This is a genomic window from Lampropedia aestuarii (assembly GCF_004803635.1).
Taxonomy (GTDB): Bacteria; Pseudomonadota; Gammaproteobacteria; order Burkholderiales; family Burkholderiaceae_C; genus Lampropedia; species Lampropedia aestuarii.
This window is the reverse complement of sequence record NZ_SSWX01000002.1, coordinates 200,794-225,609: the sequence shown is the minus strand read 5'-3', so window position 1 is coordinate 225,609 and position 24,816 is coordinate 200,794. Positions and strand designations below refer to the sequence as shown.

Sequence of the window (24,816 nt, the reverse complement as noted above, 5' to 3'; positions counted from 1 at the left end):
CTCCCAACCGCTTTACGAGGCCGCAGTCCTAAAGCTGATACGGCAACGTTTAGCCACCTCACTGGGCGGAAAGCCCAGGTACTTCATGAACGTGTTGGTCATGTGCGCTGCATCGGCAAAGCCGGATTCGCTGGCGATGTGGCTAAGGCCTGTGCCGCTCTCGAGATTTTTCAGCGCCAGTCGGTAGCGCTGCCACAGCGCATAGGAGCGCAATGGCATGCCGACTTCGGCCACAAACACATGTGAGAGTCGGCTGGTGGACAGCCCGAGCTGGCTGGCCAGGTCGGCCGCACCAGTGCGCTCGGGCAGCTTCGCGTCAACTGCTTGCAGCAGCGTTGTGGCGCGTGGGCGAGTTGGGACGCGTTGGGCTGTGGCCAGGCCCGATTGCGCCAGGATGTCGATCAGCAAGGCGTTGGTGACTGGGGTTTGGGCGGTGTCGTTGTAGCAACGTCCGAGCTGCTCAAATGCCTCGCTGCGCGGCTGCAGCTTCAACGCCTGCATGCTTTGCCCTTGGGTGGCCTGCTGCAAGGTCTGAAACAGCGCATGGCCTGGCTCAACGCTGATACTGAGCAAGGCACAATCGCGAGCCGTCACGGCCCGCAACTGCCCAGGCATGACCAAGGCCGCAGTAGTTTGCAGCACTTGTTGGGAGTTGATGTGCAGTGAAAAAGGCCGGCCATTGAGCGAGAACAGCAAGTTCATTGTCGGGCGGCAAATCGGTCCTGACACCAAATGCGGTGTGGCAATCGTGACGGTACGCGCGCCCAAACGCGCATACGAATGTGTGCATTCGGCCGTAGTGCGAGGTGCAGTCTGGTCGCTGGTGGGGATCATGCCTTATCCTAATGCGTCTGCGGTAGTGGGGTGCTAGACACAAACCCTCAACCTAGTGGCTCAACGTCCATGCAAACGCATAGCCATCGAGCTCCTCGCGCAGCTTGGTGTGTTGGGCGGGTGACAGGCCGTTGGCGCGCACGTGCACATCCAGACCGCGCTTGCCGCCTTCGCTGGCTGTGACGGTCAGCGTGTCATCCTCAAGCAAGTTGCGCAGCATCGGCTCTAGCAAACGCACTGCCGCTTCAGCTCGCAGTGCGGGCTTGAACGGTTTGCCCACGGCGGTGACCGGCAAGGCATCGAGCACATGTATTGATTTTGGCCAGGCAGGACGCTCGGCAATATGGGCTTGGGCGTGGGCCTGCAGTGCGTCGAGGTCGGTATGCGGATCATTGAGCACAATGAATACGACTGGCAGCTCACCCGCATAGCGGTCTGGCTGGCCAACGGCGGCAGCGGCGGCCACGCTGGGATGGTTGGTAAACGCCGCTTCGATCATCAGCGGATCAATGTTGTGGGCGCTGCGGATGATCAGGTCTTTGCTGCGCCCGGCAATAAACAGTTTGCCAGCCGAGTCCAGGTAGGCCAGGTCGCCGGTGTTCAGGCCATGCTCCTGGAAAACGCCGGCATTTTGGCTGGCATCGAGGTAGCCGGGCGAGACGTTGTGGCCTTGCACGAACAGTACGCCAATTTCACCCGCTGCGCAGTCATCGCCCAGCGAGCCGTCGGCCAGGCGACGACGCACGCGGATCTGGCTCTCGGGTATCGCATAGCCGACCGAGCCAGGCGTGGCCTGACCGCCGACCGGGTCAGCGGCGGTGACACCGCCCGTCTCGGTCATGCCCAGCAGCTCATGCAAGGCCTTGCCGGTGACTTCGGTAAAGCGCCGTGACACATTGGCTGGGCACAGGGCTGCGCCAGTCAGGCCATAGCGCAGGCTGCTGAGATCGCCATCTACGGGCGTTGCCAGCAGCGAGGCCATCGCCGTAGGAACTGCACCCAGCACGCTGACTTGGTAGCGTTCGACAATGCGCCAAATGTTGCGCACCATCGCTGGGTTGCGAAAACCCAGGCCAGAAAGCATCACCACATTCGCACCTGCCAGGAAGAATGCCAGGCTGGTCGCAATCGAGCCACCCACATGAAACAGCGGCATGCCATTGGTGACGCAGTCGTCCTCGCTGATTGCGAGCATGTGCATTGCACCGCGTGCGGCGGTCAGCTGGTTGCGGTGGCTGTGGCCGACCAGCTTGGGTACGCCGGTCGTGCCGCCGGTGTGAAAGTAGGCGCAGATTTGCTCGCCTTGGGCTGGCGTAAAGTGCAGTGCGTCCGCTGGTTGCTCAGCCAAGGCTTGTACAAAGTCGATGGCGGCCCCGCTCGGTCCCTGTGGCCCTACGCAGACCAGTTGCAGGCCCTCGATGCGCTGTTGTACGGCCAGACTTTTGTGCCAGACCTCAGGCGCCGCTGCGCCAACGGTGACGAGTATTTTTGCGCCTGAAGCACGCACCAGCTCTTCAATCTGCTCGGTGGTGAGAAAGGGGTTTAAGGGCACGGCGTAGCCACTGGTTTCTGCGCCCCACAGTACAAAATGGGTCTCGACCAAGGAGGGCAGCAAATAGGCTACGCCCACGCCAACACCGCCCAGTTGTGCAAACAGGTTGGCTGCCTGAGTGACCCCGGCCAGCAAGTCGGTGTAGCTGATGCAACGGGCTTGTTCATCCGCGTCGCCGGTTTGTAGATAAGTCAGGGCGGTGCGTTGGGGTTTGGTCGCTGCCGAATGCTGCAGGGCAGCGTAAATGCTGGTGGCGAAATTGGGGGGTGTGGCCATAGTCTGTGGTGTAGTGGTCAAAGGCAAAGTGCGAGTGGGGCGGCAAGGTGTGCTCACGAGTGTGGCCGGGTCATCTCGCAACTGGTGTCGCGCATGACACGATCGGCATCCAAGCGCAGGTCGGTGCGCCAGCCCAGACCAGTGCCTTCCTGCTCATATTTGACGTTCTGGCCGTTGACCTGGGTCCAGGTCGCTACATACAAGGGCTGCTGGGCCTGGTGGTCGCTGGCGCGCATCGTCACCTCGCCGTTGAGGCTGGTCACGGTGATGCCTTCAAGCGCAGCTGCAATTTGGACTGGGTCGGTCGATTGGGTGTTGGTGGCGGCTTTGGACAGCATCGCAATGCCTGCATAGGTCGCTGCGCCAATAAAGTCGTCGTTGTATTTGGCGCGGTAGGCATTGGCAATGTCTTCTCCGACAAAGCCAGCATTGTTCGGATGCCAACTGCCAACAAATTTGACGCGGTCAGCACCTGCCTGGCCAATCGCTCTTGGGCCGCCAGTGGTCGAGCCATAGATGGTGTAGAAGTCGGCCTGCAAGCCGAGATCATGGGCTGCGCGAGCAAGCAAGGCCAAGTCCGCGCCGTAATTGCCAGTGACCACCGCTTGCGCACCGGATTGGATCATCTTGGCCACATAAGGCGAGAAATCCTTGACCTGGCCGCTGGGGTGCAGGCTTTCCCCGACGATTTCAATGTCTGGGCGCTTGCGCTGCAGTGCCTCTTTGGCACCACGCGCGACTTGGTGGCCAAAGGAGAAATCCTGGTTGATCAAATAGATTTTTTTGATTTCTGGGTTGGCAGCCAGTACCTCGGTCAAGGCCTCGATCTTCATGTCCGAGTTGGCATCCAGGCGGAAATGCCAGTAATTGCATTTGCTATTGGTGAGGTCAGGGTCGTTAGAGGCGTAATTGAGAAACAGCAATTCCTGGCCCGGATTGCGTTCATTGTGTTTTTTGATCGCCTCAGTCAAGGCCACAGCGGCACTGGAGCCTACGCCTTGTGTGACGTAGCGGTAGCCCTGGTCTACCGCTGTTTTGAGCAAGGCCAGCGATTCCTGCGGGCTGCCTTTATTGTCAAAACCAGTGACCTCGAATCGGTGCTCACCAGCCCATTGTTGCGAGTTGGCCATGTCGGCAATGAACTGCCAGTGGTTGAGCATGCTTTGGCCTACTGGGGCAAATGGCCCACTCAAAGGGTCGATGTAGGCAATTTTGATGGTCTCGGCCATGCTGTGGCTTGTAGGCAGCAGCGTGCTCGCTGCGGCAGCAAGGGCCAGTAGGGTGCGTGCGCCGGGGTGGGCCATGGGCGTATCTCCTGTTGTTGTGATGGTGGTGCGTGCCTCGCTGTGCCCAGTTGCGCGCGCCAGTGAGTAGCGTCTTTGCAAGCCTGGTGTTTCAGCATTTGGAGCAGCCATCATTTCAAATAAACAGAGTGCGTTCATGTATGTTTCAGCTGCGCACAGTGTTATCCCTAGGCCTCCACAGCCCTGAATGTGTATGTGTCGATGCCTTCGATCCGGCATTCAACAGCTTTTCATCATCTGCTTTTCATCATCTCAACGCGGTCTGCATGGAGATGGTGAACAGGTGCTAAGGTGACCGCACGGAAGATGTCTGCAGCATTGTGAGATTGACTGCTCGAAGATGCTTTACACCGCGTCCGGTGGTGCGAGTTGGCACAGCCGCGCATTCAGCTGGAAGCTATAACGCCGTGCAACGAGTGATCTATCCAAAAGTCCCGTGCGGTGGAGACTTTGATGGCGATCCGAGGAATAGGATGCTGGTCTTGAAATACCAGTGTTGAGAGGGCCAAGCTGCATTGGCCTGTTCAATCGACATGGCCTGGGCTTGCGGGCTGCCGTTGAGACCAGGCGGCCCATGCAGGGCTTTGTGTGCATTCAACGCGATCGAGCAGAACCAATGGCCTGCTAAGCATGGCCTGAATGTGCCCAGAAAGGCGTCGCCACTGAGGGTGAAGTAGAAGCCGCTGCTTGAGCGGCAAGCGGTAGGGGCTTTAAGGCTTGGTGTACTGCACAAACACTTCATTGGGTTTGATCATGCCCAATTCCTGGCGTGCAATTTCTTCCATTTTTTCGCGGCCATCGCGCAGGTCGGCGATGTCGTTGGCCAGGCGCTCATTGTCCTGACGCATCAATTGGTTGGAGCTTTTTTGCTTCACAATTTCCTCACGCATCAGCTCGACAGTGGGGTAACTGCCGTGACCGGTCCAGATTTGCCACTGGAACCAAGCCAGCAATCCGAGCAAACCCAAGGTGGCTAGATAGCGAAGTCGCAACATGGTGAGGTGTGTGCCAAGCAGCAGCCCCTGCTGGGGCTGTCTGCTTTGGCCAAGTTAATGGTGAAAATTAACGCAGATTGTAGAACGCATCCTTGCCTGGGTAGACGGCCACGTCACCCAAGTCCTCTTCAATGCGCAGCAATTGGTTGTACTTGGCCATGCGGTCCGAGCGCGACAGCGAGCCGGTTTTGATTTGGCCTGCATTGGTGCCCACTGCGATATCGGCAATCGTGCTGTCTTCGGTCTCGCCCGAGCGGTGGCTGATGACGGCGGTGTAGCGCGCGCGCTTGGCCATTTCGATGGCTTCGAAAGTTTCAGACAAAGTACCGATTTGGTTGATCTTGATCAAAATTGAGTTGCCAATGCCTTTGTCGATGCCTTCGCGGAAGATTTTCGGGTTGGTGACAAACAAGTCGTCACCTACCAGCTGCACTTTTTTGCCCAGGCGTTCGGTCAGCAGTTTCCAGCCATCCCAGTCGTTTTCAGACATGCCGTCTTCCACGCTGATGATCGGGTACTTGTCACACCATGTGGCCAGTTTGTCGGTCCATTCGCCAGCCGTCAGTTTCAGGCCACCTTCACCTTCGAGGGTGTAGATGCCGTCTTTGAAGAACTCGCTGGACGCGCAATCCAGACCCAGCGCGATTTGCTCGCCTGGTTTGTAGCCAGCCGCTTCAATGGCTTGCAAAATCAGCTCAATCGCGGCTTCGTGGTTGGCCACGCTAGGGGCAAAACCGCCTTCGTCACCGACGGCGGTGCTCATGCCTTTGTCATGGATGATTTTTTTCAACGCATGGAATACTTCGGCACCCCAGCGCATCGCTTCGCGGAAGGTCGGTGCGCCGCTTGGGATGATCATCAGCTCTTGCAGATCGAGGCTGTTGTTGGCGTGTGCACCGCCGTTGATGACGTTCATCATCGGCACTGGCAGGGTCACACCGCCCATGCCACCAAAGTAGCGGTACAGCGGCAAGCCGGATTCTTCAGCGGCAGCACGGGCTACGGCCATGGATACGGCCAGCAGCGCGTTAGCGCCCAGGCGGGATTTGTTGTCTGTGCCGTCCAGATCGATCATCGTGCGGTCAAGGAATGCTTGCTCTGCAGCATCCAGGCCCAGCACGGCTTCCGAGATTTCAGTGTTGATGTGGTTGACGGCTTTCAGTACGCCTTTGCCCAGGTAGCGGGCTTTGTCGCCGTCGCGCAGCTCAATGGCTTCGCGTGCGCCGGTCGAGGCGCCAGACGGTACTGCGGCGCGGCCCATCACGCCCGATTCGAGCAGCACGTCGCATTCCACGGTGGGATTGCCACGGCTGTCCAGGACTTCACGGCCTACGATATCTACGATTGCACTCATGGTGTCTCTCTCAAAATGGTTGAATACAAAAAACTTACACGCCCTCGACCAACACCATGCGCATGGTGGCAGCGCCTTCACGTGCGTTGCGGGCCAGGGTGTATTCGGGGGAGTTGTAGAAGGTTTTGGCTTCTTCTACGCTATTGAATTTAAGCACCACGGTACGGCCTGGATTCCAATCGCCTTCAAGTACCTGGACTTGGCCACCGCGGATGCAGACCTCAGCGCCATGCGCCTGCATGGCTTGGGTGCTGAAAATTTTGTACTGCTCGTACTGCTGTGGATCGGTGACGTCGACGGAGGCAATGATGTAGGCGCTGGGCATGGTGGTTGGAGCCTTTAGTGGGAGCTTAAGAAGATGGTGTAAAGCCGGTGACCTGTTCGACCAGGCTGCCGTTGCTTTCTTTACGAATGGTCTGACCGCGATACACCCATTCGGTGATGTCTGGTTGACCAGCTGAGGTTGTTTTAAACCTGCACGCTTCTACATTTAGCGTACCAATGGACTGGTTTTCCTTGCCGAGAAAGGTGATGGTTCGGGCGTAGGAGAAGGGTTCTGAGGTTTCAACCGCCTCCTGGTTGCTGGTGGCGGGGGTGGTCCTCTTTTCCGTGCCTGACAGGTTTTGAGTGAGCGATTGATTGACTCTCAGTGTTCGGCGCTGGTCTGTGATGGCCGGATTGTAGATGGTCGTGATCGTTACTTCTGCGGGCGATGTATTGTTGTTGCGCGTGGTTTTGGAAACCGTGCCTACAGTGGTAACAATGCCCGTGCTGGGAATAGGGCGCTGTATATAGGTGTCAAGGTCTGTTTGCCAGGAATTCACTGCGTTGGCAAGAATGGAGCCACGGATGTCTTCGATCTGCAGCAAGTTGGTTTGCCCCTCAAAGCTGGCTGCATTGCCAAGGACTCGAATCATGGCCGCCGATGGCCTCAATTCTTCTGGTGTGATGGCGTAGTTCGTGTAGCCCAGCTCAATGGCTCTGCCGGCTGTGTAGTTCAGCGCATTGTCAAAGCAGGACGCGGCTGTGTCAGCGGGGGTGCCTGGGTTGTCAGGATTTGGTTTGAACGGGTCTTCGCTAGAGCCGCCCAAGCAACCTGCAAGAAGAATGCTTGATGTAAGCGCAAGAGCCAAAGGTGTGACGCGCGAGAACTGTTGTGTATGGACTTTCATGGCAGTATTCCTGGCTGTAAATTAATTAACAGTGATAACAATCTGAATTAAAAGATGCTTGAAGATTTCCCGCTTCGAATCAATCGTGGCCAAGCACGAAGCACAATGTGCTTTTGATCTGCCTGCGCGATGGTTTTCAGAAAAGCCGCTCGTTGTGTCTTTGGATGCGGAGCCATTGCGCTAGTTGGGGCATGACAGCGTTGGATTGAGCGATGCAGTGATGCATCGCTGCTCTTGCGCTTTTGCCCATTACTTTTGCCCATTAATTGAACAAGTTCTCCAAGAATGGGCGCTGCTTGGTGATTCTATCGAGGTCCACCATGATCTCCAACAGGGCTTTCATGTGTTTGAGCGGCACGGCGTTGGGCCCGTCTGACAAAGCCTTGGCCGGATCAGGGTGGGTTTCCATGAATACGCCTGCGACGCCGGTGGCAATCGCGGCACGCGCCAGCACCGGTACAAATTCGCTCTGACCGCCGCTGCTTGTGCCTTGGCCGCCTGGCAATTGCACCGAATGCGTCGCATCAAACACCACAGGCGCTTGGGTTTCGCGCATGATGGCCAGGCTGCGCATGTCGCTGACCAGGTTGTTGTAGCCAAAGCTGGCGCCGCGCTCGCAGGCCATGAAGCTGTCTTCAGGCAGGCCCACTTCTTTGGCTGCCGCACGGGCTTTGTCGATGACATTTTTCATGTCATGCGGGGCCAGAAACTGGCCTTTTTTGATGTTCACTGGCTTGCCGCTTTGGGCGACGGCACGAATGAAATCGGTCTGGCGGCACAGGAATGCCGGTGTTTGCAAGACGTCGACGACTTTGGCTACTTCGGCAATCTCTGCCTCGGTGTGCACATCGGTCAAGATCGGCACGTTCAATTCACGCTTGACTTTGGCCAGAATCTCAAGGCCTTGCTGCATGCCTGGGCCACGAAAGCTGGTGCCGGACGAGCGGTTGGCCTTGTCATAGCTGCTTTTGAAAATGAACGGAATACCCAAGGATTTGGTGATCTCCTGGAGTTGCCCGGCCACATCCATTTGCAATTGCTCGGACTCGACCACGCATGGGCCCGCAATCAAGAAGAACGGCTGGTTCAGACCAATCTCAAAGTCGCACAGTTTCATGCTGATTCCTTGCTGGTGTTGCTGGCCTTTGGCTGGTGTTTTTCAACGGCCGCTTTGATGAAGGCATTGAACAAAGGGTGACCGGCCCATGGCGTGGATTTGAATTCCGGGTGGAATTGCACGCCAATAAACCACGGGTGCACGGCTTTGGGCAGCTCGACAATTTCTGTCAGTTGCTCACGCTGGGTCAGCGCCGAGATCACCAAGCCAGCCTGGCGCAGCTTGTCCAAGTACTTGGTATTGGCTTCGTAGCGGTGGCGGTGGCGCTCAGTCACGGTGTTGCCGTAAATCTGGTGGGCCAGGGTGCCAGGCTCAACGTCCGAGGTTTGTGCGCCCAAACGCATCGTACCGCCCAGGTCGGAGTTGGCATCGCGCTTTTGGATGCTGCCATCGGCGTCTTCCCACTCGTCAATCAGGGCAATGACCGGCTCAGGGGTTTTAGGGTCGAACTCGGTGCTATTGGCTTTGGTCAGGCCCGCTTTGTGGCGTGCGTATTCAATTGTCGCCACTTGCATGCCTAAGCAAATGCCCAAATACGGCGTCAGGTGTTCGCGGGCATATTGTGCGGCGCAAATTTTGCCTTCCACACCGCGTGAGCCAAAACCACCTGGCACCAGGATGCCGTCGTAGCTGGCCAACTCGGCCACACTTGACGAATCCAGGGTTTCCGAGTCCACGTAGGTGATGTCTACTTTGACGTCGTTGACCAAGCCTGCGTGGCGCAATGCCTCGTTGACCGACTTGTAGCTGTCCGACAAATCCACGTATTTGCCGACCATGGCGATTTTGACGGCGCCTTTTGGGTGTGCGGTTTTGTAAACCAGATCGTCCCAGCGTTTGAGATTGGCCGGTGGCGTGTTCAGGCGCAGCTTGTCGCAGATCAGGCCATCCAAGCCTTGCTCGTGCAGCAGGCGCGGGACTTTATAGATCGTGTCTACATCGGGCATGGAAATCACGCCCCATTCAGCCACATTGGTGAACAAGGAGATTTTTTCGCGCTCGTCTTGCGGAATATCGCGGTCAGCGCGGCAAAGCAGGGCGTCTGGCTGGATGCCGATTTCGCGCAGCTTTTGCACGGTGTGCTGGGTCGGTTTGGTCTTGAGCTCGCCAGCCGCGCCAATCCATGGCACGTAAGTCAGGTGCACAAACGCAGTGTTGTTTGGGCCAGCTCGCAGGCTGAACTGGCGCACGGCTTCCAGGAATGGCAGCGATTCAATATCGCCCACCGTGCCGCCGACCTCGGCAATCGCGACATCAACCGCGTCAGCTGTACCAATGCCAGCGCCGCGTTTGATGTACTCTTGGATTTCATTGGTGACGTGGGGGATGACCTGTACGGTTTTGCCCAGATAGTCACCGCGGCGCTCTTTCTCCAGTACGGTCTGGTACACACGGCCCGTGGTGAAGTTGTTGGCCTGCTTCATGCGCGTTTCAATGAAGCGCTCATAGTGGCCCAAATCCAAGTCGGTTTCAGCACCGTCGTCGGTGACAAACACCTCGCCGTGCTGAAACGGGCTCATGGTGCCCGGGTCCACGTTGATGTAGGGGTCTAACTTAATCAACGTGACTTTGAGGCCGCGAGATTCTAGGAGTGCCGCCAATGATGCGGCGGCGATGCCTTTTCCTAGTGAGGAAACTACACCGCCAGTGACGAAGACAAATTTGGTCATGTCTCGAGAAGATGTGGGAAATTACGATTATAAAACCGTTTGCAGTCTTGTTCAGGCTTTACCGTTTTTTGACCTTGCTAAAGCCTTGGTCGTTTGCCACTAGCGCGTTCTGGCCGCTGGGGTGGCTTGCTCTTGGCGCTCGAAATCAAAGGGCGCTTGCACTTTGCAAACTTGCCAGACGTTCATCTCTACCGTGGCATCGCCGCGCATGCGGGTGGGGCTGAGCACAAACAGCTCGTACCTGGCGTTCAGAGGCAATGGGAAGCCTTGCACTGTGATGCCATTGGCAACCGCAATGAAATGGTTGGGGCTGCGCTGCTGCCAAGAGATGGCCGAGTCCTTGACCAGTTGGGCTGGGTGAAACGGCGTATCAAATTGCACTTGTTCGCTGCGCTGTTGTGGCAGCAACTGGGCCAGCGACTGGGCCACACCGGGCATGCAGCTGGCGCTGGACTGCATTGCACCCATTGTCCAGTTCCACAGGCCGTCCTTGGGTTGGATGGGGTTTGCTGCTGGCGCGCTTGGCGTTTGGGCGTGCAGGTTCACGCAGGCAAGCAGTACTGCAGCGCAGGCCAGGCGGCGTGTTGAAGAGGTGTTGGTGAGTGAACGTTGTGAATTAGTCATAAGTGAATGGCTGTAATGGTGCCAGCGGCAGCTTGAAGTAATTGGGAGAGGTGGTGGGGTGGCAGTTAGAACGTAAACACGTTCTTAGACATCCCCCGTTTGTTGTATAGAGCTTGTTTGTATCTGATTGATGTGCGGCAGCAAAGATCCTTTGCCAATCGTTTCGTTGATGACATTTGTATGCGTGCTATGGGCGGTGATTGGCGTTTTTTTGTGTTTTAGCGATGATTGGCAGGCATTGGCTGCGATTTATCTGCAAGCTGGGGCTTGAAATTGCCATCTGGAATTTTGTATGATGCCGCCGTACAGAGTGGTTTCATTCGCAATCCACTCTTTTATTTTTTGAGGAATTCCCCCCAATGATGGTTTTGTACTCGGGCACGACCTGCCCGTTCTCGCACCGCTGCCGCTTTGTGTTGTTTGAAAAGGGCATGGATTTTGAAATCCGTGATGTCGATCTGTTCAACAAGCCAGATGACATCAATGTGATGAATCCGTATGGTCAGGTGCCTATTTTGGTGGAGCGTGATTTGATTCTGTATGAATCAAACATCATCAACGAGTACATCGACGAGCGTTTTCCTCATCCTCAACTGATGCCTGGTGATCCGGTTGACCGCGCCCGCGTGCGTTTGTTCTTGCTGAACTTCGAGAAAGAGCTGTTTGTGCATGTCGCAACACTGGAGTCTGGCGAAGCCAAGGCCCAGGATAAGGCCCGTGCGCACATCCGCGATCGCCTGACGCAGTTGGCCCCGAACTTTATCAAAAACAAATACATGCTGGGAGAGAATTTCTCGATGCTGGATGTGGCGATTGCACCGCTGCTGTGGCGTCTGGAGCACTACGGCATTGAACTCAGCCGCAACGCTGCGCCTTTGCTCAAGTATGCAGAGCGCCTGTTTTCCCGGCCTGCGTATATTGAAGCGCTGACGCCTTCCGAAAAAGTCATGCGCCGCTAAGCAAATAAACACAATGGCCAGTTTTCTGGCCATTTTTAGTGTTAGGGTATGCTTTTTGTTTATGAGGCCTGCGGCCGCACGGTTTGTAGCGTGCGGGCAGAGGCAGGCTCTTTTTGTCGTTACCTTCCACATCATGACTTCTGAAGCATTGCCATCGACCCAACCGTATTTGCTGCGCGCTCTGCATGAGTGGTGCACGGATAACGGCTTCACGCCCTATCTGGCAGTCAAGGTAGATGGCTCGGTGCAAGTGCCGCCTGAGTTTGTTCGCAACGGCGAGATTGTGCTCAATGTCAGCTATGGCGCCACCGCCAAGCTGGAGATGGGCAATGAATACATCGAGTTCCAGGCCCGCTTTGGTGGTGTGCCACGCCACATCGTTGTGCCTATTCACCGGGTTATGGCCATTTATGCCAGTGAAAACGGCCAGGGCATGGCTTTCACTGTGGTCGATGCGGTACTTGATATGCCTGCACCGGGCCGTGGCGCTGCTGCGCTGGAGTTGGCGGGGCAGACCCAGGATACGGATGAGGCAGAGTCTGTTGAATTGCTGGATGCCAGTGCTGCGCCAGTTGCGCCCTCAAAGCCCAAATTGCAATCTTTGGAACCTACTGCACGTAAAAGTAAACCAAAGGCCAAAAGCGATGAGCCTGAGCCACCTGGCGGTGGAAAGGGCGCTAAGCGTCCCTCATTGCGGTTGGTCAAGTAGGGCTTTTATGCGCGCTATGCTGCATTGGGAGGTTTCGTGTCCGTGTTTTTTATGCAAGGTGACTGCCGTCAGGGACATGCACCGCTGCTGCGCCTTGGTATAGTGGCGCAGCGCTGGGTCGTTGCGTGTGTGGTCGCAGCGGGCTTGGTTGGGCCTGTCGCTTATGGGCAGCCAGCCATGCCTGAAGATGACTTTATTCCTTTGATGGATACGCCCATCATGCAGCAGCCTATTGAGCAAGGTGCGGCTTCGCTGTTGCCCATGCAGTCGCCCAAGCCGGCTGTGCGCGATGCAGACTGGGGTGGAGCGTTGCTCAACTCCAGTGCGCAAACGCGCAATTTATGCGAGGCGGCTGTAGCGCAATTGGCATCAGGACAAGCCAAACAGGCTTTTGATGAGCTGGCACCATATTGGCCGCTGTCCAAGGAGGAGCTCACGCGACTGGTGTCTCAAACGCAGGCCCAATTAGTCCAGTTGACGGCCAGCTATGGCCCGATTGTGGGTTACGAGTGGGTGCGCTCGCGCGATGCAGGAAAAAGCCTGGTTCAGCATTGGTATTTGGTCAAAATGCAATACCACGCCTTGCGCATAGGCTGCACTTTTTACAAGCCAGTGCAAACATGGCAGGTGCATACCGTGTTGTGGGATGACCAGATCGATGCCTTGTTTGGGCCCTGAGAAATGATGGTAAAGGCGGTGTTCGCGTGGATCAATTGAAAATTCTGTTGTGTAACGACGATGGCTATTTGGCGCCAGGCATCGTGGCTTTGGCGGAAGCCTTGGCCGTCTTGCCGCATACCCAAGTCGAGGTGGTGGCTCCTGAGCACAACAACAGCGCTAAATCCAATGCGCTGACTTTAAATGCGCCGCTGTATGTGCACAACAGCGCCCACAACGGCTTTCGTTATGTCAATGGCACACCGGCCGATTGCGTGCATGTGGCTTTGACCGGTTTGCTCGATTACCGCCCTGACTTGGTGGTCTCCGGCATCAATAACGGTGCCAATATGGGCGATGACACGATTTACTCTGGCACCGTGGGGGCGGCGATGGAAGGCTATTTGTTTGGCATTCCGTCGTTGGCTTTTTCGCTGGTCGACAAAGACTGGGACCAACTGTCTGCCGCTGCGCAGGCGGCTGCAGGGGTGGTGGCACAACTTCGCCAGCAAGACTGGATTGGCGCTGCTCCGTGGCTGCTCAATGTCAATATCCCCAACTTGCCTTTGACCTTGCTCAAGCCATTGCAGTGGTGCCGCTTGGGGCGCAGGCATGCAGCTGAGCGGGTTATTTGCCAGAAAAATCCGCGTGGTGAGACCATGTATTGGATCGGCGCATCGGGCGCAGCCTCAGATGCCAGTCCAGGAACCGATTTCCATGCGACAGCCAATGGCCATGTGGCGATCACACCCTTGCATGTCGATTTGACTGACCACCAGGGGCTGGTTGACTGGCGTGCGCGCATGCAGCTGGATTCTTTTATGGCCGGTGATTTGCTGGAGCAGATTGCGCTGACGCCTTCTGGTGCGGCACAGCAACGAGGCCAGGCATGACGCAAAAGAAGCCGCGTTTTCCCGCGCAGGTCTTGCCGCCGCCTTCGGCGCTTTCGCCTCGGCCTGTGCCGCGACCTGCAGATCGCCCGTTTGAGCGCTCCGGTGAGCGTCCGGTTGGTGGTGCTGCTGCGGTGTTTTCGCAGGCATTGGCGCCATTGCCAACCCATATGGTGCGTGGGCAAAGTGCATTTGCCACCAGCAATCTTGGAGAATTTGCCAGTGCGTCTAGCCAGCAGGCGGCGCGCGAACGCATGGCCAGGCGTTTGATGGCGATTGAGGGCATGCATCCGGCAGTGATCGAGGCCATGCGCATCGTGCCGCGCCATGCATTCATTGATTCGGCGTTGATCGGGCAGGCATACGAAGAAAATAGCCTGCCAATTGGTTATGGGCAAACCATCTCCAAGCCGACGATTGTCGCGCGCATGCTGTCATTGATCATGTACGCGTATGCAGACCATGCTGGCCGAATTCCAGGGCGTATCTTGGAGGTCGGCACCGGCTGCGGTTATCAGGCAGCCGTGATGAGCCATTTGGCCACAGAAGTGTATTCGATCGAGCGCGTGCGTGGTTTACATGAACGCGCGCGTGATAATCTGCGGCCGTTGCGTGTGAGTAATTTGCACCTGTTGTTCGGTGATGGCATGGCCGGTTTTGCCTCTGGCGGGCCATATTCGGCCATTGTTTCAGCCGCTGGCGGCGATGCAATCCCCCAGGCTTGGGTAGACCAATTGGGTATGGGGGGGCGAATTGTTGCCCCTACGTCAACCGATGGAGGTCGACAGGTGTTGATAGTGGTTGACAAAATACCTTCGGGCTTGCGGCAGCAAGCATTAGAGACAGTTCATTTTGTTCCGTTAAAATCAGGCGTTGCTTAAGAAGGATTCAAATAATGCTTTTTCAAACTCGTTGGGTAGGCCTGGGAGCTATTGTGGCCGCATGTGCCTTGGTCGCTGGGTGCTCAAGTGTGAGCCTCAATGATGCGCCTGTTGAAGACCGTGCTGGTTCAGGGCAGGTTGGCTCAGTGGCTCCAGTTGCGCCAACACCAGCTGGGTCATATACCGTCAAGCCGGGCGATACGCTGATTCGCATTGGCCTGGAGACCGGCCACAGCTGGAAAGAAATTGCGGCATGGAACCAATTGGCCAATGCCGATGTGATCGAAGTAGGTCAGGTGCTGCGTGTGACGCCGCCTGGCAGAGCGGTCGCAAGCAATACCGCATCGGCCTCTGGCAATGGTGTGCAAGTGCGCCCGATCCCTTCTTCGGGCAGCAGTGCGCCGGGCAGTGCTTCAAGCACAACCGTTGCGACCGCAACTGCAGGCACGGCCGCGACAGCCACTGTATCCGGCATCCAGTTTGCCTGGCCAGCCTCGGGCCAATTGTTGGCCGGTTTTAACGAAGCTACCAACAAGGGCTATGACATTGCTGGCAATGCCGGTGATCCGGTCTTGGCCGCAGCCGATGGCAATGTGGTGTATGCAGGCGCAGGCTTGCGCGGCTATGGCAACCTGATCATTCTTAAGCACAACGATGAGTTTTTGACTGCATATGCACACAACCGTGCGTTGCTGGTCAAAGAGGACCAGCGTGTCACACGTGGTCAAAAAATTGCTGAAATGGGCAGCACCGATGCCGATCGCGTGAAGTTGCATTTTGAAATTCGCCGCCAAGGCAAGCCGGTCAATCCGGCCATGTATCTGCCCAAGCGCTGATAAAAATCCCAGTCCATGGCGGTATTGCGGTGCCGTTGTGCATTCAAAGGATCGGTGTGTTGTGCACCCGATCCTTTTGTTCTTTGAATAGTTGATGTGTGCATGAATAAGTATGGTCCTGAAGCAGAGCCAGTAGAGCCGGCGATCGAGTCGGCGCTGGAAGATGTCTCAGCCGGCGAGGTCGAGTCGGCCACCGAAGAGCGCAGCTTGGAGATGGGCGCCGCATTGCATGGTCAGCGTGTTGACAAAGCCTTGTTGACTTTGGCGCCTGAGTTTTCTCGCAACCATTTGCAGCAACTGATCAAGGACGGTTGGGTCAGCCTGGACGGCGTGGTGGTAGCCAAGCCCGCCAATAAAGTGTCAGCTGGCCAGCTGCTGACCGTGCAGCTGCAGCCTACAGCGCAAAGCCAGGCATTCTTGCCTGAAACCATGGCGCTGGATATCGTCTACGAAGACGAGTATCTGCTGGTGGTAAACAAGCCTGCTGGCTTGGTGGTGCATCCTGCTGCGGGTAACTGGAGCGGCACACTGCTCAATGGTTTGCTCGGTTACAAAGAGGTGTTTGCGACGCTGCCGCGCGCAGGGATCGTGCACCGACTGGACAAAGACACCAGTGGCTTGATGGTGGTGGCCAAGTCCAAACCGATGGTGGCTGCCTTGGTTGATATGATCGCCAGGCGCGATGTGTCGCGCCAGTATTTGGCGCTGGCCAAGCGCGCGCCCAATGCGCGCATGCCCTGGCAAGGCGAGGGCGATGCGCTGGAGGTTGATGCGGCGGTTGGGCGTGACACCTCAAACCGCTTGCGCATGGCGGTGGTGGATTTGAATACCCAATCGGGCAGGACTGCACAAACCCAGATGACGCTGTGGGGGGTGACCCGCCAAGAAGGTGACTACGCCTTGCTGCATTGCCGTTTGCGCACCGGCCGCACACACCAGATTCGCGTCCATGCCAAGCACCTGGGCTGGCCCTTGGTGGGCGATGCCATTTATGGGGGCGCAGCCCATCCGGCGATAGCTCGCCAGGCCTTGCACGCTTGGCGATTGGGCTTTGTGCATCCGGTCACACAAGAGGCGATGCAGTGGCAGGCGCCACTGCCGCAGGATTTGCAGCAAGCCCTTGATGGCTTGGATTTGCAGCCTTGGCAATGAGAGGGGATTGAATGCTTGATGACACCCAGGCCGCCACTGTTGGCGCACCGGGCACTGTAGATCCGATCTCCGTGCTGGAGGCGGCGCTGCTGTGCGCCAAAGCGGCGATGCCCATGGATGCCATGCTGGCGCTGTTTGACGAGGCCGTCGACGAGCTGCAAATCAAGGCCTGGTTGGAGCAGCTGCAAATCGATTGGGCGCGGCGAGGTTTGGAGCTGGTATGCGTGAGCTCTGGCTGGCGTTTCCAAAGCCGCGCTGCTGTGCTGCCGTATTTGGGGCGCATGGAGCCCGAGCGTGCGCCGCGTTACTCGCGCGCGGCGATGGAAATCCTGGCTGTGATTGCTTACCGCCAACCGGTCACACGTGGCGACATCGAAGACATTCGCGGTGTGGCTGTGAACAGCCAGATCATCAAGCAATTGGAGGAGCGCGGCTGGATTGAGGTCATCGGCCACCGCGAAAGCGTGGGCCGGCCCGCGTTGTTTGCGACGACTGCGCAGTTTTTGGATGATTTGGGCTTGCAGTCATTGCGTGATTTGCCTGAAATTGATGCCATCAGTGATGCGACTTTGCAGCAGCTGGGCCTGACTTCGGCGTCTGCGGCGACGGCTGCAACGCCTGAGCCGGCGCAGGCTCCAGTTGCCGCGGAGTCGGTCACAGACGAGCAGGTCATGCACGCGCAGGCTGCAGAGGCGCAAGTGGTTGTGGGTGCCGTTGGCACTGAGTTGGAGTGCGCCGAACAGGCAGGAGCTGATGGCTCGGATGGGCCGTTGGAGCCGGGTGAGCTGCAGCCAGAAGCTGCGCCATCGGAGCTGGCTGCCGAGCTGACACCAAGCCTTGTCACAGAGGAAGAACCCCATGTGCATGCGGTTGTGCAAGCGCAAGAGGTGGCTTTTGAGACGCAGCTGAGCGACAATGCGCATATTGCCAGTGCTGCAGACGGCGATAGCGGTGCCGATGAGGCCGGTATTGTTGCGCATGCCACTGCGCAGCATGCGGAGTCTGAACCGCCGCAGCTTACACGGCCGCCCGCACTGGGCGACGCTTGAGCACAGGCTGCTATTTTTTATGTCAGGTTGCACCGATCCTGGTGGATGCGGTGAGCCGTTGTAGATACTTTGTATCGAAGCCTTCCATCATGAAGAAGGTTGAATGGGTCTAATGGAAAAAAAACAACTCCCACCAGAGTCGGCTGATCGCACTGCGAAGGCCCGTCCTGCCAAAGCCTCGACGCGTCGCTCTGCCAATGCCGCTGGCGACGCTGAGTCGCGCCAACGCCGCGGCCCTGCTGCAAGGCGTGATGCGCAAGTGCGCAATAAGCCGGCCAAAGACGTTGCGAAACAGGCCGCTAAACGAGACGGTATCGCACCGCCATCGGCAGCAACAAAAGCGCGGTCTGCACGGCCGCAGCGTGAGCCGGCGCCTGTAGAGCAGGATCTTGAGGCCTTGCAGGAGTCTGCATTGGATGCAATCGAAGACCACGAAGGCTTGGCTTTTGAGGATGTGGTTGCAGGTATTTTGGATGACGATGAAACCAGTGCTGAAGAAGCGCTGGAGTCAGAGGCCAAAACAGTCCATAAACGCGTATTGCAGCCCGATGCCGAGCAGCCCAAGCTGCACAAGGTCTTGGCGCAGGCCGGTGTTGGCTCGCGTCTGGAGATGGAGGCGCTCATCCAGCAAGGCCGGGTCTTGGTCAATGACCATCCAGCCCACGTAGGCCAGCGCGTGCAATTTGGCGATCAAATCAAGATCAATGGCAAGCCGGTGCGCATTCGCATTGCGCCGCCTGCGCCGCGGGTGCTGGCCTACCACAAGGTGGCAGGCGAGATGGTCACGCGCGATGATCCGCTGAACAGGCCAACGATTTTTCGACGCCTGCCAAGCTTGCCACAAGGCAAGTGGCAGACCGTGGGCCGCTTGGACTTGAATACCGAGGGCTTGCTGCTGGTTACCAACTCAGGTGATTTGGCCAACCGGTTGATGCACCCACGCTTTGGACTGGAGCGTGAATATGCGGTGCGTATTTTGGGCGCCTTGTCCGATGAGGAGCGCGAGCGCCTGCTCACCGGCATCACACTCGAAGACGGTGAAGCCGCATTTGGCAGCATTGAAAATGGTGGGGGCGAAGGTGTCAACCAGTGGTATCGGGTGACGATTTCTGAAGGCCGTAACCGTGAAGTACGCCGGATGATGGAGGCCGTTGGCCATGCGGTCAGCCGTTTGATCCGGATTCGTTACGGCAGTGTGATGCTGATGCGCGGCTTGCGCCGTGGTATGTGGTTTGAGCTGTCTGAGCGGGATGTGGCGCGTTTGACTGGTGAGGTTGACATGCCAAGGCAGGCACCGGTTGAGCGCGTGACCTCCAGCGGCAGACGCACGAGCAAGCATGCGGGGCCAAGGCCTTCGTCAGCTGGTTCTACGCCGGTGGCTAAGCCCCAGCAGGCATTGTGGCGCACAGCCGGTGCTGCGGCCAAGCCACAAGGCTATATTGGCGAGAATGGCATCCGCCCACCGCAGCGCGGTGGTAAGAAACCAGGTCGCGGCCGCAGCCGTTAACAACGCGGCGCCAGCAGCCTGTCGTGGTAACTGGCGTCTGATTGATACAGATGCGGTTCGCATGGCCGGCGCTGGTTTGCCAAGCGACCTTGCGCATTTGGGGCTTTTACCTATCTGCATTGCAGAAAAAAGTTAGAATGGCTGGCTTTTTTGTTTAACGAAGAAAACACGATTTATTATGGCAATCGAACGCACACTCTCCATCATCAAGCCCGACGCAGTTGCAAAAAACGTGATCGGTCAAATCTACGCACGTTTTGAAAACGCTGGTTTGAAAATCGCTGCTGCACGTCTGGTGCAACTGTCGCGCCAAGAGGCCGAGCAGTTCTACGGCGTGCACAAAGAGCGTCCTTTCTTCAAAGACCTGGTTGAATTCATGATCTCCGGCCCGGTGATGATCCAGGTGCTGGAAGGCGAAGGCGCAATTTTGAAAAACCGCGAACTGATGGGCGCTACTGATCCGAAGAAAGCCGACGCAGGCACAATCCGTGCTGACTTTGCTGACAGCATCGACGCCAACGCAGTGCACGGCTCTGACGCCGCTGAAACAGCTGCCGTCGAAATTGCGTTCTTCTTCCCAGGCCTGAACGTTTACTCACGTTAATGGCCAGCGCCCATTCGGGTGCGAATCACACAAAGCCTTGTTCGGGCTGGCAGTAACAGCCCGATGAGAATAGTTTGTGTATCCAGAGGCGATCTTGCGGGCGTTAAAATGCCTGCGATCGCCTTTGCTTTTTTGTCTATTGATTCAAGCTCCGTCATCGTGTGAGCTTATTTTGTGTACTGCGCAGCCTTCGGCTGTCGTTGTACCACCCTTGCCACATGGAACAACTCAACCACCCCACGACTGAAACCGCTGTGCAGAAAGTGAATTTGCTAGGCCTTGATTTAGAGGCTTTGGTCGATTTCTGCGCCCAATTGGGGGAGAAGCGTTTTCGCGCCACGCAGCTGTACCGATGGATCCACCAACGTGGTGTGGCCGACTTTGATGCGATGTCCGACCTCGCCAAGTCGCTGCGCACCAAACTCAAGGAATGCGCCGAAGTGGTGGCGCTGCCGGTGCTGACTGAGCAGGTCTCGCGCGATGGCACAATCAAGTGGCTGTTTGATGTGGGCGGTGGCGATGCGGTTGAGGCTGTTTATATTCCCGAGCGTGACCGCGCCACGCTGTGTATTTCCTCGCAGGCCGGTTGTGCGATTGGCTGCCGCTTTTGCTCTACGGGTCACCAAGGCTTTAGCCGCAACCTCAAGACCTGGGAGATTGTCGCCCAGCTGTGGTATGCCGAGCACGAGCTGCGCCGGCGCTTTGAATCGCCAGAGCGCAAGGTTTCCAACGTCGTGATGATGGGCATGGGCGAGCCGCTGCAAAATTTCAACCAGCTGGTGCCAGCCCTCAAGACCATGCTCGATGACAATGCCTTTGGCTTGTCACGCAGACGCGTGACCGTCTCGACTTCAGGCATTGTGCCGATGATGGACCGCTTGTCGCAAAGCGCACCGGTGGCTTTGGCCGTGTCTTTGCATGCGCCCACCGATCCACTGCGTGACCATTTGGTGCCGCTGAATAAGAAATACCCGATTGAAGAATTATTGGCTGCGTGCCATCGGTATCTGGAATATGCACCGCGTGACTTCATCACTTTTGAGTATTGCATGCTGGCCGGTATGAATGACTCGGTTGAGAATGCCCGCACGCTGGTCGAGATCTTGTCGGGCAATGGCCAGGGAACTGGCTGGTTCAAATTGAACCTGATCCCATTCAATCCATTTCCTGAGTCGGGCTTGCTGTGCTCTTCGCCGCAAGCGGTGCAGGCGTTTGCCAAGGTACTGCTTGATGCTGGCGTGGTCACGACGGTGCGTAAAACACGCGGCGATGACATTGATGCGGCCTGTGGTCAGTTGGCCGGTGAGGTCAAGGACCGCACGCAGGCCGTGGTGAGGATGCAAAAGAAGCGCAATGGAGAGAGCGTCGAAGCCCTGAGAGTTGGTTAACACAAGGAGAGCTGTTGTATGCGCCGTGTTTTTTCGAGAGTCAGCCACTACGCCGGCGCCAGACAAGGTCTGGCTGTTACGGGTGTAGCGCTGTTGTTGATGGCTTTGAGTGGGTGTGTCACCTCGACAACCACGACTTCCACCGCGTTTGGAGGTGGGGCGACAACCAATCCGTCAACTGATCGCGAACAAGCCGCGCAAACCCGCTTGGAGCTGGCCGCTGAATACATGCGCATTGGCAATATTCCCGTGGCGCTCGAAGAAGTCAATACGGCCTTGAATCTCAACCCAGGTATGATCGAGGCGTTTGTGGTGCGCGGCATGATTTATTCGCAGCAAGGCGATTACGCCAGTGCTGAGGCTGATTACGCCAAAGTCATGCGCCAGCGCGGCAGCGACCCGGATGTGCTGCACAATTACGGCTGGATTTTGTGCCAGCAAGGCCGCCACAGCGAAGGCGTTGCTTATTTTGACAAGGTTTTGGCCACACCGGGCTATACCTCCTCGGCACGCACCTGGATGACCAAGGGCCTGTGCTTGCAAGCGGCAGGCGATGTGCGTGAGGCCAAAGCGGCATTGACCAAGGCAGTTGAGTACGATCCTCAAAACCCGATAGCATCTTATAACTTGGCCAACATGCTCTACAAAGGCGGACAGGTGGCTGATGCGCAGCTTTATGTACGCAGGCTGAATAATTCCCCATACCACAATGCGGAAACTTTGTGGCTGGGCATCAAAATTGAAAATGCCATGGGCAACCAGCTCGGCGTGCGTGAGCTCGGTGAAGTATTGGTCAGAAGATTTCCCCAATCGCGAGAATTGGTTCTATACGAACGCAAGGCGTTTTATGAGTGATAAAGAGATTCACAACAACAATCAAGACCTTGAGGATGCAGAGCAAATGGTTGCAGGCTTGTCCAAACCCTCGATTGAGGCGATTGATACGCCAGGCGCTTTGCTGCGGCACTATCGGCAAGAGCGCCAAGTCTCAGTGCAAGAGTTGGCAGCTGTACTCAAGGTCAGTCCCGAGAAGCTGGATGCCCTTGAGAATGACCGTTATGAAGCACTGCCAGACATCGTCTTTACGCGTGCGTTGGCAATGAGCATCTGCCGTTTGTTGGCAGTGGACTCCGCAGCCGTGATGGCTAAATTTCCCAGTATCAACTCACCCAAATTGGGGCGCGACTCCGATGGCTTGAACTGCACTTTCAAAGATGGAGAGCAGCCTGCTTTAGGTTCATCGAGCATGCGTGAGAGCTCTTTTGCACCCAAAGCGATGTTATTGGTTGCAGGTTTGCTGGTGGCTGCTGCGGCCGTGTATTTCTGGCCGCAAATTCACCAGATCATCAGTCCGCAAGACAGCAGCAGTGTGCAGGCGCAAGCAGGTGCGAATGCTGTAGGCTCAGGCCAGACAGGCTCCTTGGGCGGGCAGAGCTTGCAAGTGCCCGGTCTGATGGCTTTGCAAAGCTCAAGCCAAGGCAATAGCACTGAGTTGGCCAATAACGAGCCCTATTCAGCCCAGTTGCCATCAGGTCCAACAGAGGAGGACGGCGAGGCAGCAGCCAATGGCGCCTCTGATGAGGTCGGCAGTGACGTGACGGCTGCATCTGCGGATGCGGCATCGCCTACTCCGCAGGCCGAAGTGGTTGATACGATTCACATTGTGGCTCAGGAGCCAGTGTGGGTACAAATCCGCGATGGTGCCAATGCCATTGTGCATCAAAGCACTTTGCCCAAAGGACGCGAGTTGTCGATCGCCAACAACCCACCATTGCGGGTTGAGATAGGCCGAGCAGATGCGGTGCAAGTGATGGTCAAAGGCCAGGCATTTGATTTGACGCCCCATGCGCGCAAAAACGTTGCGCGTTTTGAGGTGTTGCCGTGACTGAGCGTGTTGTGATCAGCCAGGCAGACGCTGCGCAGCCGATTGCCCTATCGGTGCCGAAGGCGCATACCTCGCTGCAAGCCAAGGTCAGTTGGGGCCAGCGTGTTGTCACGATTGGTGGTGGTGCGCCGGTGCGCATCCAGTCGATGACCAATACCGATACAGAGTCGGTGATTGAGACGGCCATTCAAATCAAGGAGCTGGCACTGGCCGGCTCGGAGATGGTGCGTCTGACGGTGAACACCAACAAAGCGGCTGAAGCCGTGCCGCATATTCGCGACCAACTCGACCGTATGGGCGTTGATGTGCCTTTGGTGGGGGACTTTCACTTCAATGGCCACAAGCTGCTCACCGAGGTACCCGCTTGTGCAGAGGCGCTGTCCAAATACCGCATCAACCCTGGCAACGTAGGCAAAGGCGCGCGCCATGATGTGCAATTTGGCCAAATGATTGATGCAGCCATGCGCTGGAACAAGACCGTGCGCATTGGTGTGAACTGGGGCAGTCTGGACCAAGATCTGTTGGCCAAGCTGATGGATGAGAATCTGCAGCGTGCAGTCCCCTGGGATGCCCGGCAGGTCATGTATGAAGCCTTGATTTCCTCGGCGATTGGCTCGGCGCAAAAAGCCGTGCAAATGGGCATGGCTGCATCGCAGGTCATTCTCTCGTGTAAAGTCAGTGCGGTGCAGGACTTGGTGGCGGTTTACCGCGAGTTGGCCAGGCGCTGCAACTACCCCTTGCACCTTGGCTTGACCGAGGCGGGCATGGGGGCCAAAGGCACGGTCGCTTCCGCTGCTGCGCTGTCGATTTTGTTGCAAGAAGGCATTGGTGACACGATTCGCGTGTCACTCACGCCGCAGCCCGGCGAAGCGCGCACGCAAGAGGTGCTGGTTGCTTCTGAAATTTTGCAGGCGTTGGGTTTGCGCGTGTTTGTGCCCAGCGTGGTGGCTTGTCCAGGCTGCGGTCGCACCACCAGCACCACGTTCCAAGAATTGGCCAAAGACATTGACGATTTCTTGCGCGGCCAAATGCCGCTGTGGCGCAGCCGCTATCCTGGCGTTGAGAACATGAAAGTTGCCGTGATGGGCTGCATTGTCAACGGCCCAGGAGAGAGCAAGCATGCTGATATTGGTATCAGCCTGCCGGGCAATGGCGAGTCGCCATCGGCGCCCGTTTTTATCGATGGCGAACGCACGATGTTGCTCAAAGGCGATGACATTGCCCAGCAATTCCATCGCATAGTGACCGATTACGTCGAGCGCCGCTATGGCGACTCTGTATCCAAAGAGGCATAAGGCGCGCCCGCTCAGGTAGCGGGGCATTGTGCTAGGGTTGTGTTATTTCAAAAAGAATTCTCCGTGAGCGATATCCAAACTTCTGCCCCAGCGGCTGCGACAGTGT

24 protein-coding genes are annotated in these 24,816 nt (G+C 57.0%); 14 read left to right on the top strand and 10 right to left on the bottom strand.

The features are described 5' to 3' along the window. Positions 1–12 precede the first annotated feature (12 nt). From E8K88_RS02400 to E8K88_RS02355, 10 genes are all read right to left on the bottom strand, one after another. Positions 13–834 (bottom strand): AraC family transcriptional regulator, encoded by an 822-nt coding sequence (locus E8K88_RS02400; RefSeq protein WP_136405042.1) that lies wholly within the window; start codon positions 832–834, stop codon positions 13–15. A gap of 52 nt (positions 835–886) precedes the next feature. Continuing rightward, complete coding sequence (locus E8K88_RS02395; protein WP_136405041.1) at positions 887–2,662, bottom strand: AMP-binding protein; 1,776 nt, start codon at positions 2,660–2,662, stop codon at positions 887–889. A gap of 53 nt (positions 2,663–2,715) precedes the next feature. Further along, a complete protein-coding gene (locus E8K88_RS02390) occupies positions 2,716–3,966 on the bottom strand; it encodes a branched-chain amino acid ABC transporter substrate-binding protein (protein WP_136405131.1) in 1,251 nt (416 codons plus the stop codon). Between the two features lie 710 nt (positions 3,967–4,676). After that, complete coding sequence (locus E8K88_RS02385) at positions 4,677–4,961, bottom strand: FtsB family cell division protein (RefSeq protein ID WP_136405040.1); 285 nt, start codon at positions 4,959–4,961, stop codon at positions 4,677–4,679. Between the two features lie 67 nt (positions 4,962–5,028). Next, a complete protein-coding gene (eno, locus tag E8K88_RS02380) occupies positions 5,029–6,315 on the bottom strand; it encodes a phosphopyruvate hydratase (RefSeq protein ID WP_136405039.1) in 1,287 nt (428 codons plus the stop codon). 34 nt (positions 6,316–6,349) lie between these two features. After that, positions 6,350–6,640, bottom strand: a complete 291-nt coding sequence (locus E8K88_RS02375; protein ID WP_136405038.1) for a DUF1330 domain-containing protein — start codon at positions 6,638–6,640, stop codon at positions 6,350–6,352. A gap of 25 nt (positions 6,641–6,665) precedes the next feature. Beyond that, complete coding sequence (locus tag E8K88_RS02370) at positions 6,666–7,487, bottom strand: hypothetical protein (protein WP_136405037.1); 822 nt, start codon at positions 7,485–7,487, stop codon at positions 6,666–6,668. Positions 7,488–7,749: 262 nt separating this feature from the next. Then, on the bottom strand, positions 7,750–8,604 hold the full coding sequence (kdsA, locus tag E8K88_RS02365) for a 3-deoxy-8-phosphooctulonate synthase (protein ID WP_136405036.1): 855 nt from the start codon (positions 8,602–8,604) through the stop codon (positions 7,750–7,752). Then, entirely contained in the window at positions 8,601–10,274 is a 1,674-nt protein-coding gene (locus E8K88_RS02360) for a CTP synthase (protein WP_136405035.1), read from the bottom strand. Before E8K88_RS02360 ends, kdsA begins: the two co-directional genes overlap by 4 nt. Positions 10,275–10,373: 99 nt before the next feature. Continuing rightward, positions 10,374–10,898, bottom strand: coding sequence for a hypothetical protein (locus tag E8K88_RS02355; protein WP_136405034.1), 525 nt, complete (start codon positions 10,896–10,898; stop codon positions 10,374–10,376). 359 nt (positions 10,899–11,257) lie between these two features. Between E8K88_RS02355 and E8K88_RS02350 the strand changes: the two genes are divergently transcribed. The 14 genes from E8K88_RS02350 to ispG all read left to right on the top strand — a co-directional run bounded on the left by E8K88_RS02350 (position 11,258) and on the right by ispG (position 24,710). After that, positions 11,258–11,857 (top strand): glutathione S-transferase N-terminal domain-containing protein, encoded by a 600-nt coding sequence (locus E8K88_RS02350; RefSeq protein WP_136405033.1) that lies wholly within the window; start codon positions 11,258–11,260, stop codon positions 11,855–11,857. Positions 11,858–11,990: 133 nt separating this feature from the next. Beyond that, complete coding sequence (locus E8K88_RS02345; protein WP_205880002.1) at positions 11,991–12,566, top strand: ClpXP protease specificity-enhancing factor; 576 nt, start codon at positions 11,991–11,993, stop codon at positions 12,564–12,566. A gap of 177 nt (positions 12,567–12,743) precedes the next feature. Next, positions 12,744–13,244 (top strand): hypothetical protein, encoded by a 501-nt coding sequence (locus E8K88_RS02340; protein ID WP_136405032.1) that lies wholly within the window; start codon positions 12,744–12,746, stop codon positions 13,242–13,244. Between the two features lie 35 nt (positions 13,245–13,279). Further along, positions 13,280–14,116, top strand: a complete 837-nt coding sequence (gene surE, locus E8K88_RS02335; protein WP_136405129.1) for a 5'/3'-nucleotidase SurE — start codon at positions 13,280–13,282, stop codon at positions 14,114–14,116. Beyond that, positions 14,113–14,994: a protein-L-isoaspartate(D-aspartate) O-methyltransferase gene (locus E8K88_RS02330; protein WP_136405031.1), complete on the top strand. Its 882-nt coding sequence runs from the start codon at positions 14,113–14,115 to the stop codon at positions 14,992–14,994. The genes surE and E8K88_RS02330 overlap by 4 nt, the downstream gene beginning before the upstream one ends. Before the next feature lie 14 nt (positions 14,995–15,008). Beyond that, positions 15,009–15,830, top strand: a complete 822-nt coding sequence (locus tag E8K88_RS02325; protein ID WP_136405030.1) for a peptidoglycan DD-metalloendopeptidase family protein — start codon at positions 15,009–15,011, stop codon at positions 15,828–15,830. Between the two features lie 102 nt (positions 15,831–15,932). After that, positions 15,933–16,982 (top strand): RluA family pseudouridine synthase, encoded by a 1,050-nt coding sequence (locus E8K88_RS02320; protein ID WP_136405029.1) that lies wholly within the window; start codon positions 15,933–15,935, stop codon positions 16,980–16,982. 11 nt (positions 16,983–16,993) lie between these two features. Further along, positions 16,994–18,031, top strand: a complete 1,038-nt coding sequence (scpB, locus tag E8K88_RS02315; protein WP_136405028.1) for an SMC-Scp complex subunit ScpB — start codon at positions 16,994–16,996, stop codon at positions 18,029–18,031. Between the two features lie 112 nt (positions 18,032–18,143). Continuing rightward, positions 18,144–19,538, top strand: a complete 1,395-nt coding sequence (locus E8K88_RS02310) for a pseudouridine synthase (RefSeq protein ID WP_136405027.1) — start codon at positions 18,144–18,146, stop codon at positions 19,536–19,538. Between the two features lie 178 nt (positions 19,539–19,716). Then, positions 19,717–20,142, top strand: coding sequence for a nucleoside-diphosphate kinase (gene ndk, locus E8K88_RS02305; RefSeq protein ID WP_136405026.1), 426 nt, complete (start codon positions 19,717–19,719; stop codon positions 20,140–20,142). A gap of 218 nt (positions 20,143–20,360) precedes the next feature. After that, entirely contained in the window at positions 20,361–21,530 is a 1,170-nt protein-coding gene (gene rlmN, locus E8K88_RS02300; RefSeq protein ID WP_136405025.1) for a dual-specificity RNA methyltransferase RlmN, read from the top strand. An 18-nt stretch (positions 21,531–21,548) separates the two neighbouring features. Next, positions 21,549–22,385, top strand: coding sequence for a type IV pilus biogenesis/stability protein PilW (gene pilW, locus E8K88_RS02295; RefSeq protein ID WP_136405024.1), 837 nt, complete (start codon positions 21,549–21,551; stop codon positions 22,383–22,385). After that, a complete protein-coding gene (locus tag E8K88_RS02290; RefSeq protein WP_168797226.1) occupies positions 22,378–23,415 on the top strand; it encodes a helix-turn-helix domain-containing protein in 1,038 nt (345 codons plus the stop codon). Before pilW ends, E8K88_RS02290 begins: the two co-directional genes overlap by 8 nt. Beyond that, positions 23,412–24,710 (top strand): flavodoxin-dependent (E)-4-hydroxy-3-methylbut-2-enyl-diphosphate synthase, encoded by a 1,299-nt coding sequence (gene ispG, locus E8K88_RS02285; protein ID WP_420813553.1) that lies wholly within the window; start codon positions 23,412–23,414, stop codon positions 24,708–24,710. Before E8K88_RS02290 ends, ispG begins: the two co-directional genes overlap by 4 nt. Positions 24,711–24,816: the final 106 nt, after the last annotated feature.

Coding starts and splice junctions, on each gene's coding strand:
- E8K88_RS02400 (WP_136405042.1), bottom strand. CDS start 834: ATGATCCCCACCAGCGACCAGACTGCACCTCGCACTACGGCCGAATGC.
- E8K88_RS02395 (WP_136405041.1), bottom strand. CDS start 2,662: ATGGCCACACCCCCCAATTTCGCCACCAGCATTTACGCTGCCCTGCAG.
- E8K88_RS02390 (WP_136405131.1), bottom strand. CDS start 3,966: ATGGCCCACCCCGGCGCACGCACCCTACTGGCCCTTGCTGCCGCAGCG.
- E8K88_RS02385 (WP_136405040.1), bottom strand. CDS start 4,961: ATGTTGCGACTTCGCTATCTAGCCACCTTGGGTTTGCTCGGATTGCTG.
- eno (WP_136405039.1), bottom strand. CDS start 6,315: ATGAGTGCAATCGTAGATATCGTAGGCCGTGAAGTCCTGGACAGCCGT.
- E8K88_RS02375 (WP_136405038.1), bottom strand. CDS start 6,640: ATGCCCAGCGCCTACATCATTGCCTCCGTCGACGTCACCGATCCACAG.
- E8K88_RS02370 (WP_136405037.1), bottom strand. CDS start 7,487: ATGAAAGTCCATACACAACAGTTCTCGCGCGTCACACCTTTGGCTCTT.
- kdsA (WP_136405036.1), bottom strand. CDS start 8,604: ATGAAACTGTGCGACTTTGAGATTGGTCTGAACCAGCCGTTCTTCTTG.
- E8K88_RS02360 (WP_136405035.1), bottom strand. CDS start 10,274: ATGACCAAATTTGTCTTCGTCACTGGCGGTGTAGTTTCCTCACTAGGA.
- E8K88_RS02355 (WP_136405034.1), bottom strand. CDS start 10,898: ATGACTAATTCACAACGTTCACTCACCAACACCTCTTCAACACGCCGC.
- E8K88_RS02350 (WP_136405033.1), top strand. CDS start 11,258: ATGATGGTTTTGTACTCGGGCACGACCTGCCCGTTCTCGCACCGCTGC.
- E8K88_RS02345 (WP_205880002.1), top strand. CDS start 11,991: ATGACTTCTGAAGCATTGCCATCGACCCAACCGTATTTGCTGCGCGCT.
- E8K88_RS02340 (WP_136405032.1), top strand. CDS start 12,744: ATGCCTGAAGATGACTTTATTCCTTTGATGGATACGCCCATCATGCAG.
- E8K88_RS02330 (WP_136405031.1), top strand. CDS start 14,113: ATGACGCAAAAGAAGCCGCGTTTTCCCGCGCAGGTCTTGCCGCCGCCT.
- E8K88_RS02325 (WP_136405030.1), top strand. CDS start 15,009: ATGCTTTTTCAAACTCGTTGGGTAGGCCTGGGAGCTATTGTGGCCGCA.
- E8K88_RS02320 (WP_136405029.1), top strand. CDS start 15,933: ATGAATAAGTATGGTCCTGAAGCAGAGCCAGTAGAGCCGGCGATCGAG.
- scpB (WP_136405028.1), top strand. CDS start 16,994: ATGCTTGATGACACCCAGGCCGCCACTGTTGGCGCACCGGGCACTGTA.
- E8K88_RS02310 (WP_136405027.1), top strand. CDS start 18,144: ATGGAAAAAAAACAACTCCCACCAGAGTCGGCTGATCGCACTGCGAAG.
- ndk (WP_136405026.1), top strand. CDS start 19,717: ATGGCAATCGAACGCACACTCTCCATCATCAAGCCCGACGCAGTTGCA.
- rlmN (WP_136405025.1), top strand. CDS start 20,361: ATGGAACAACTCAACCACCCCACGACTGAAACCGCTGTGCAGAAAGTG.
- pilW (WP_136405024.1), top strand. CDS start 21,549: ATGCGCCGTGTTTTTTCGAGAGTCAGCCACTACGCCGGCGCCAGACAA.
- E8K88_RS02290 (WP_168797226.1), top strand. CDS start 22,378: ATGAGTGATAAAGAGATTCACAACAACAATCAAGACCTTGAGGATGCA.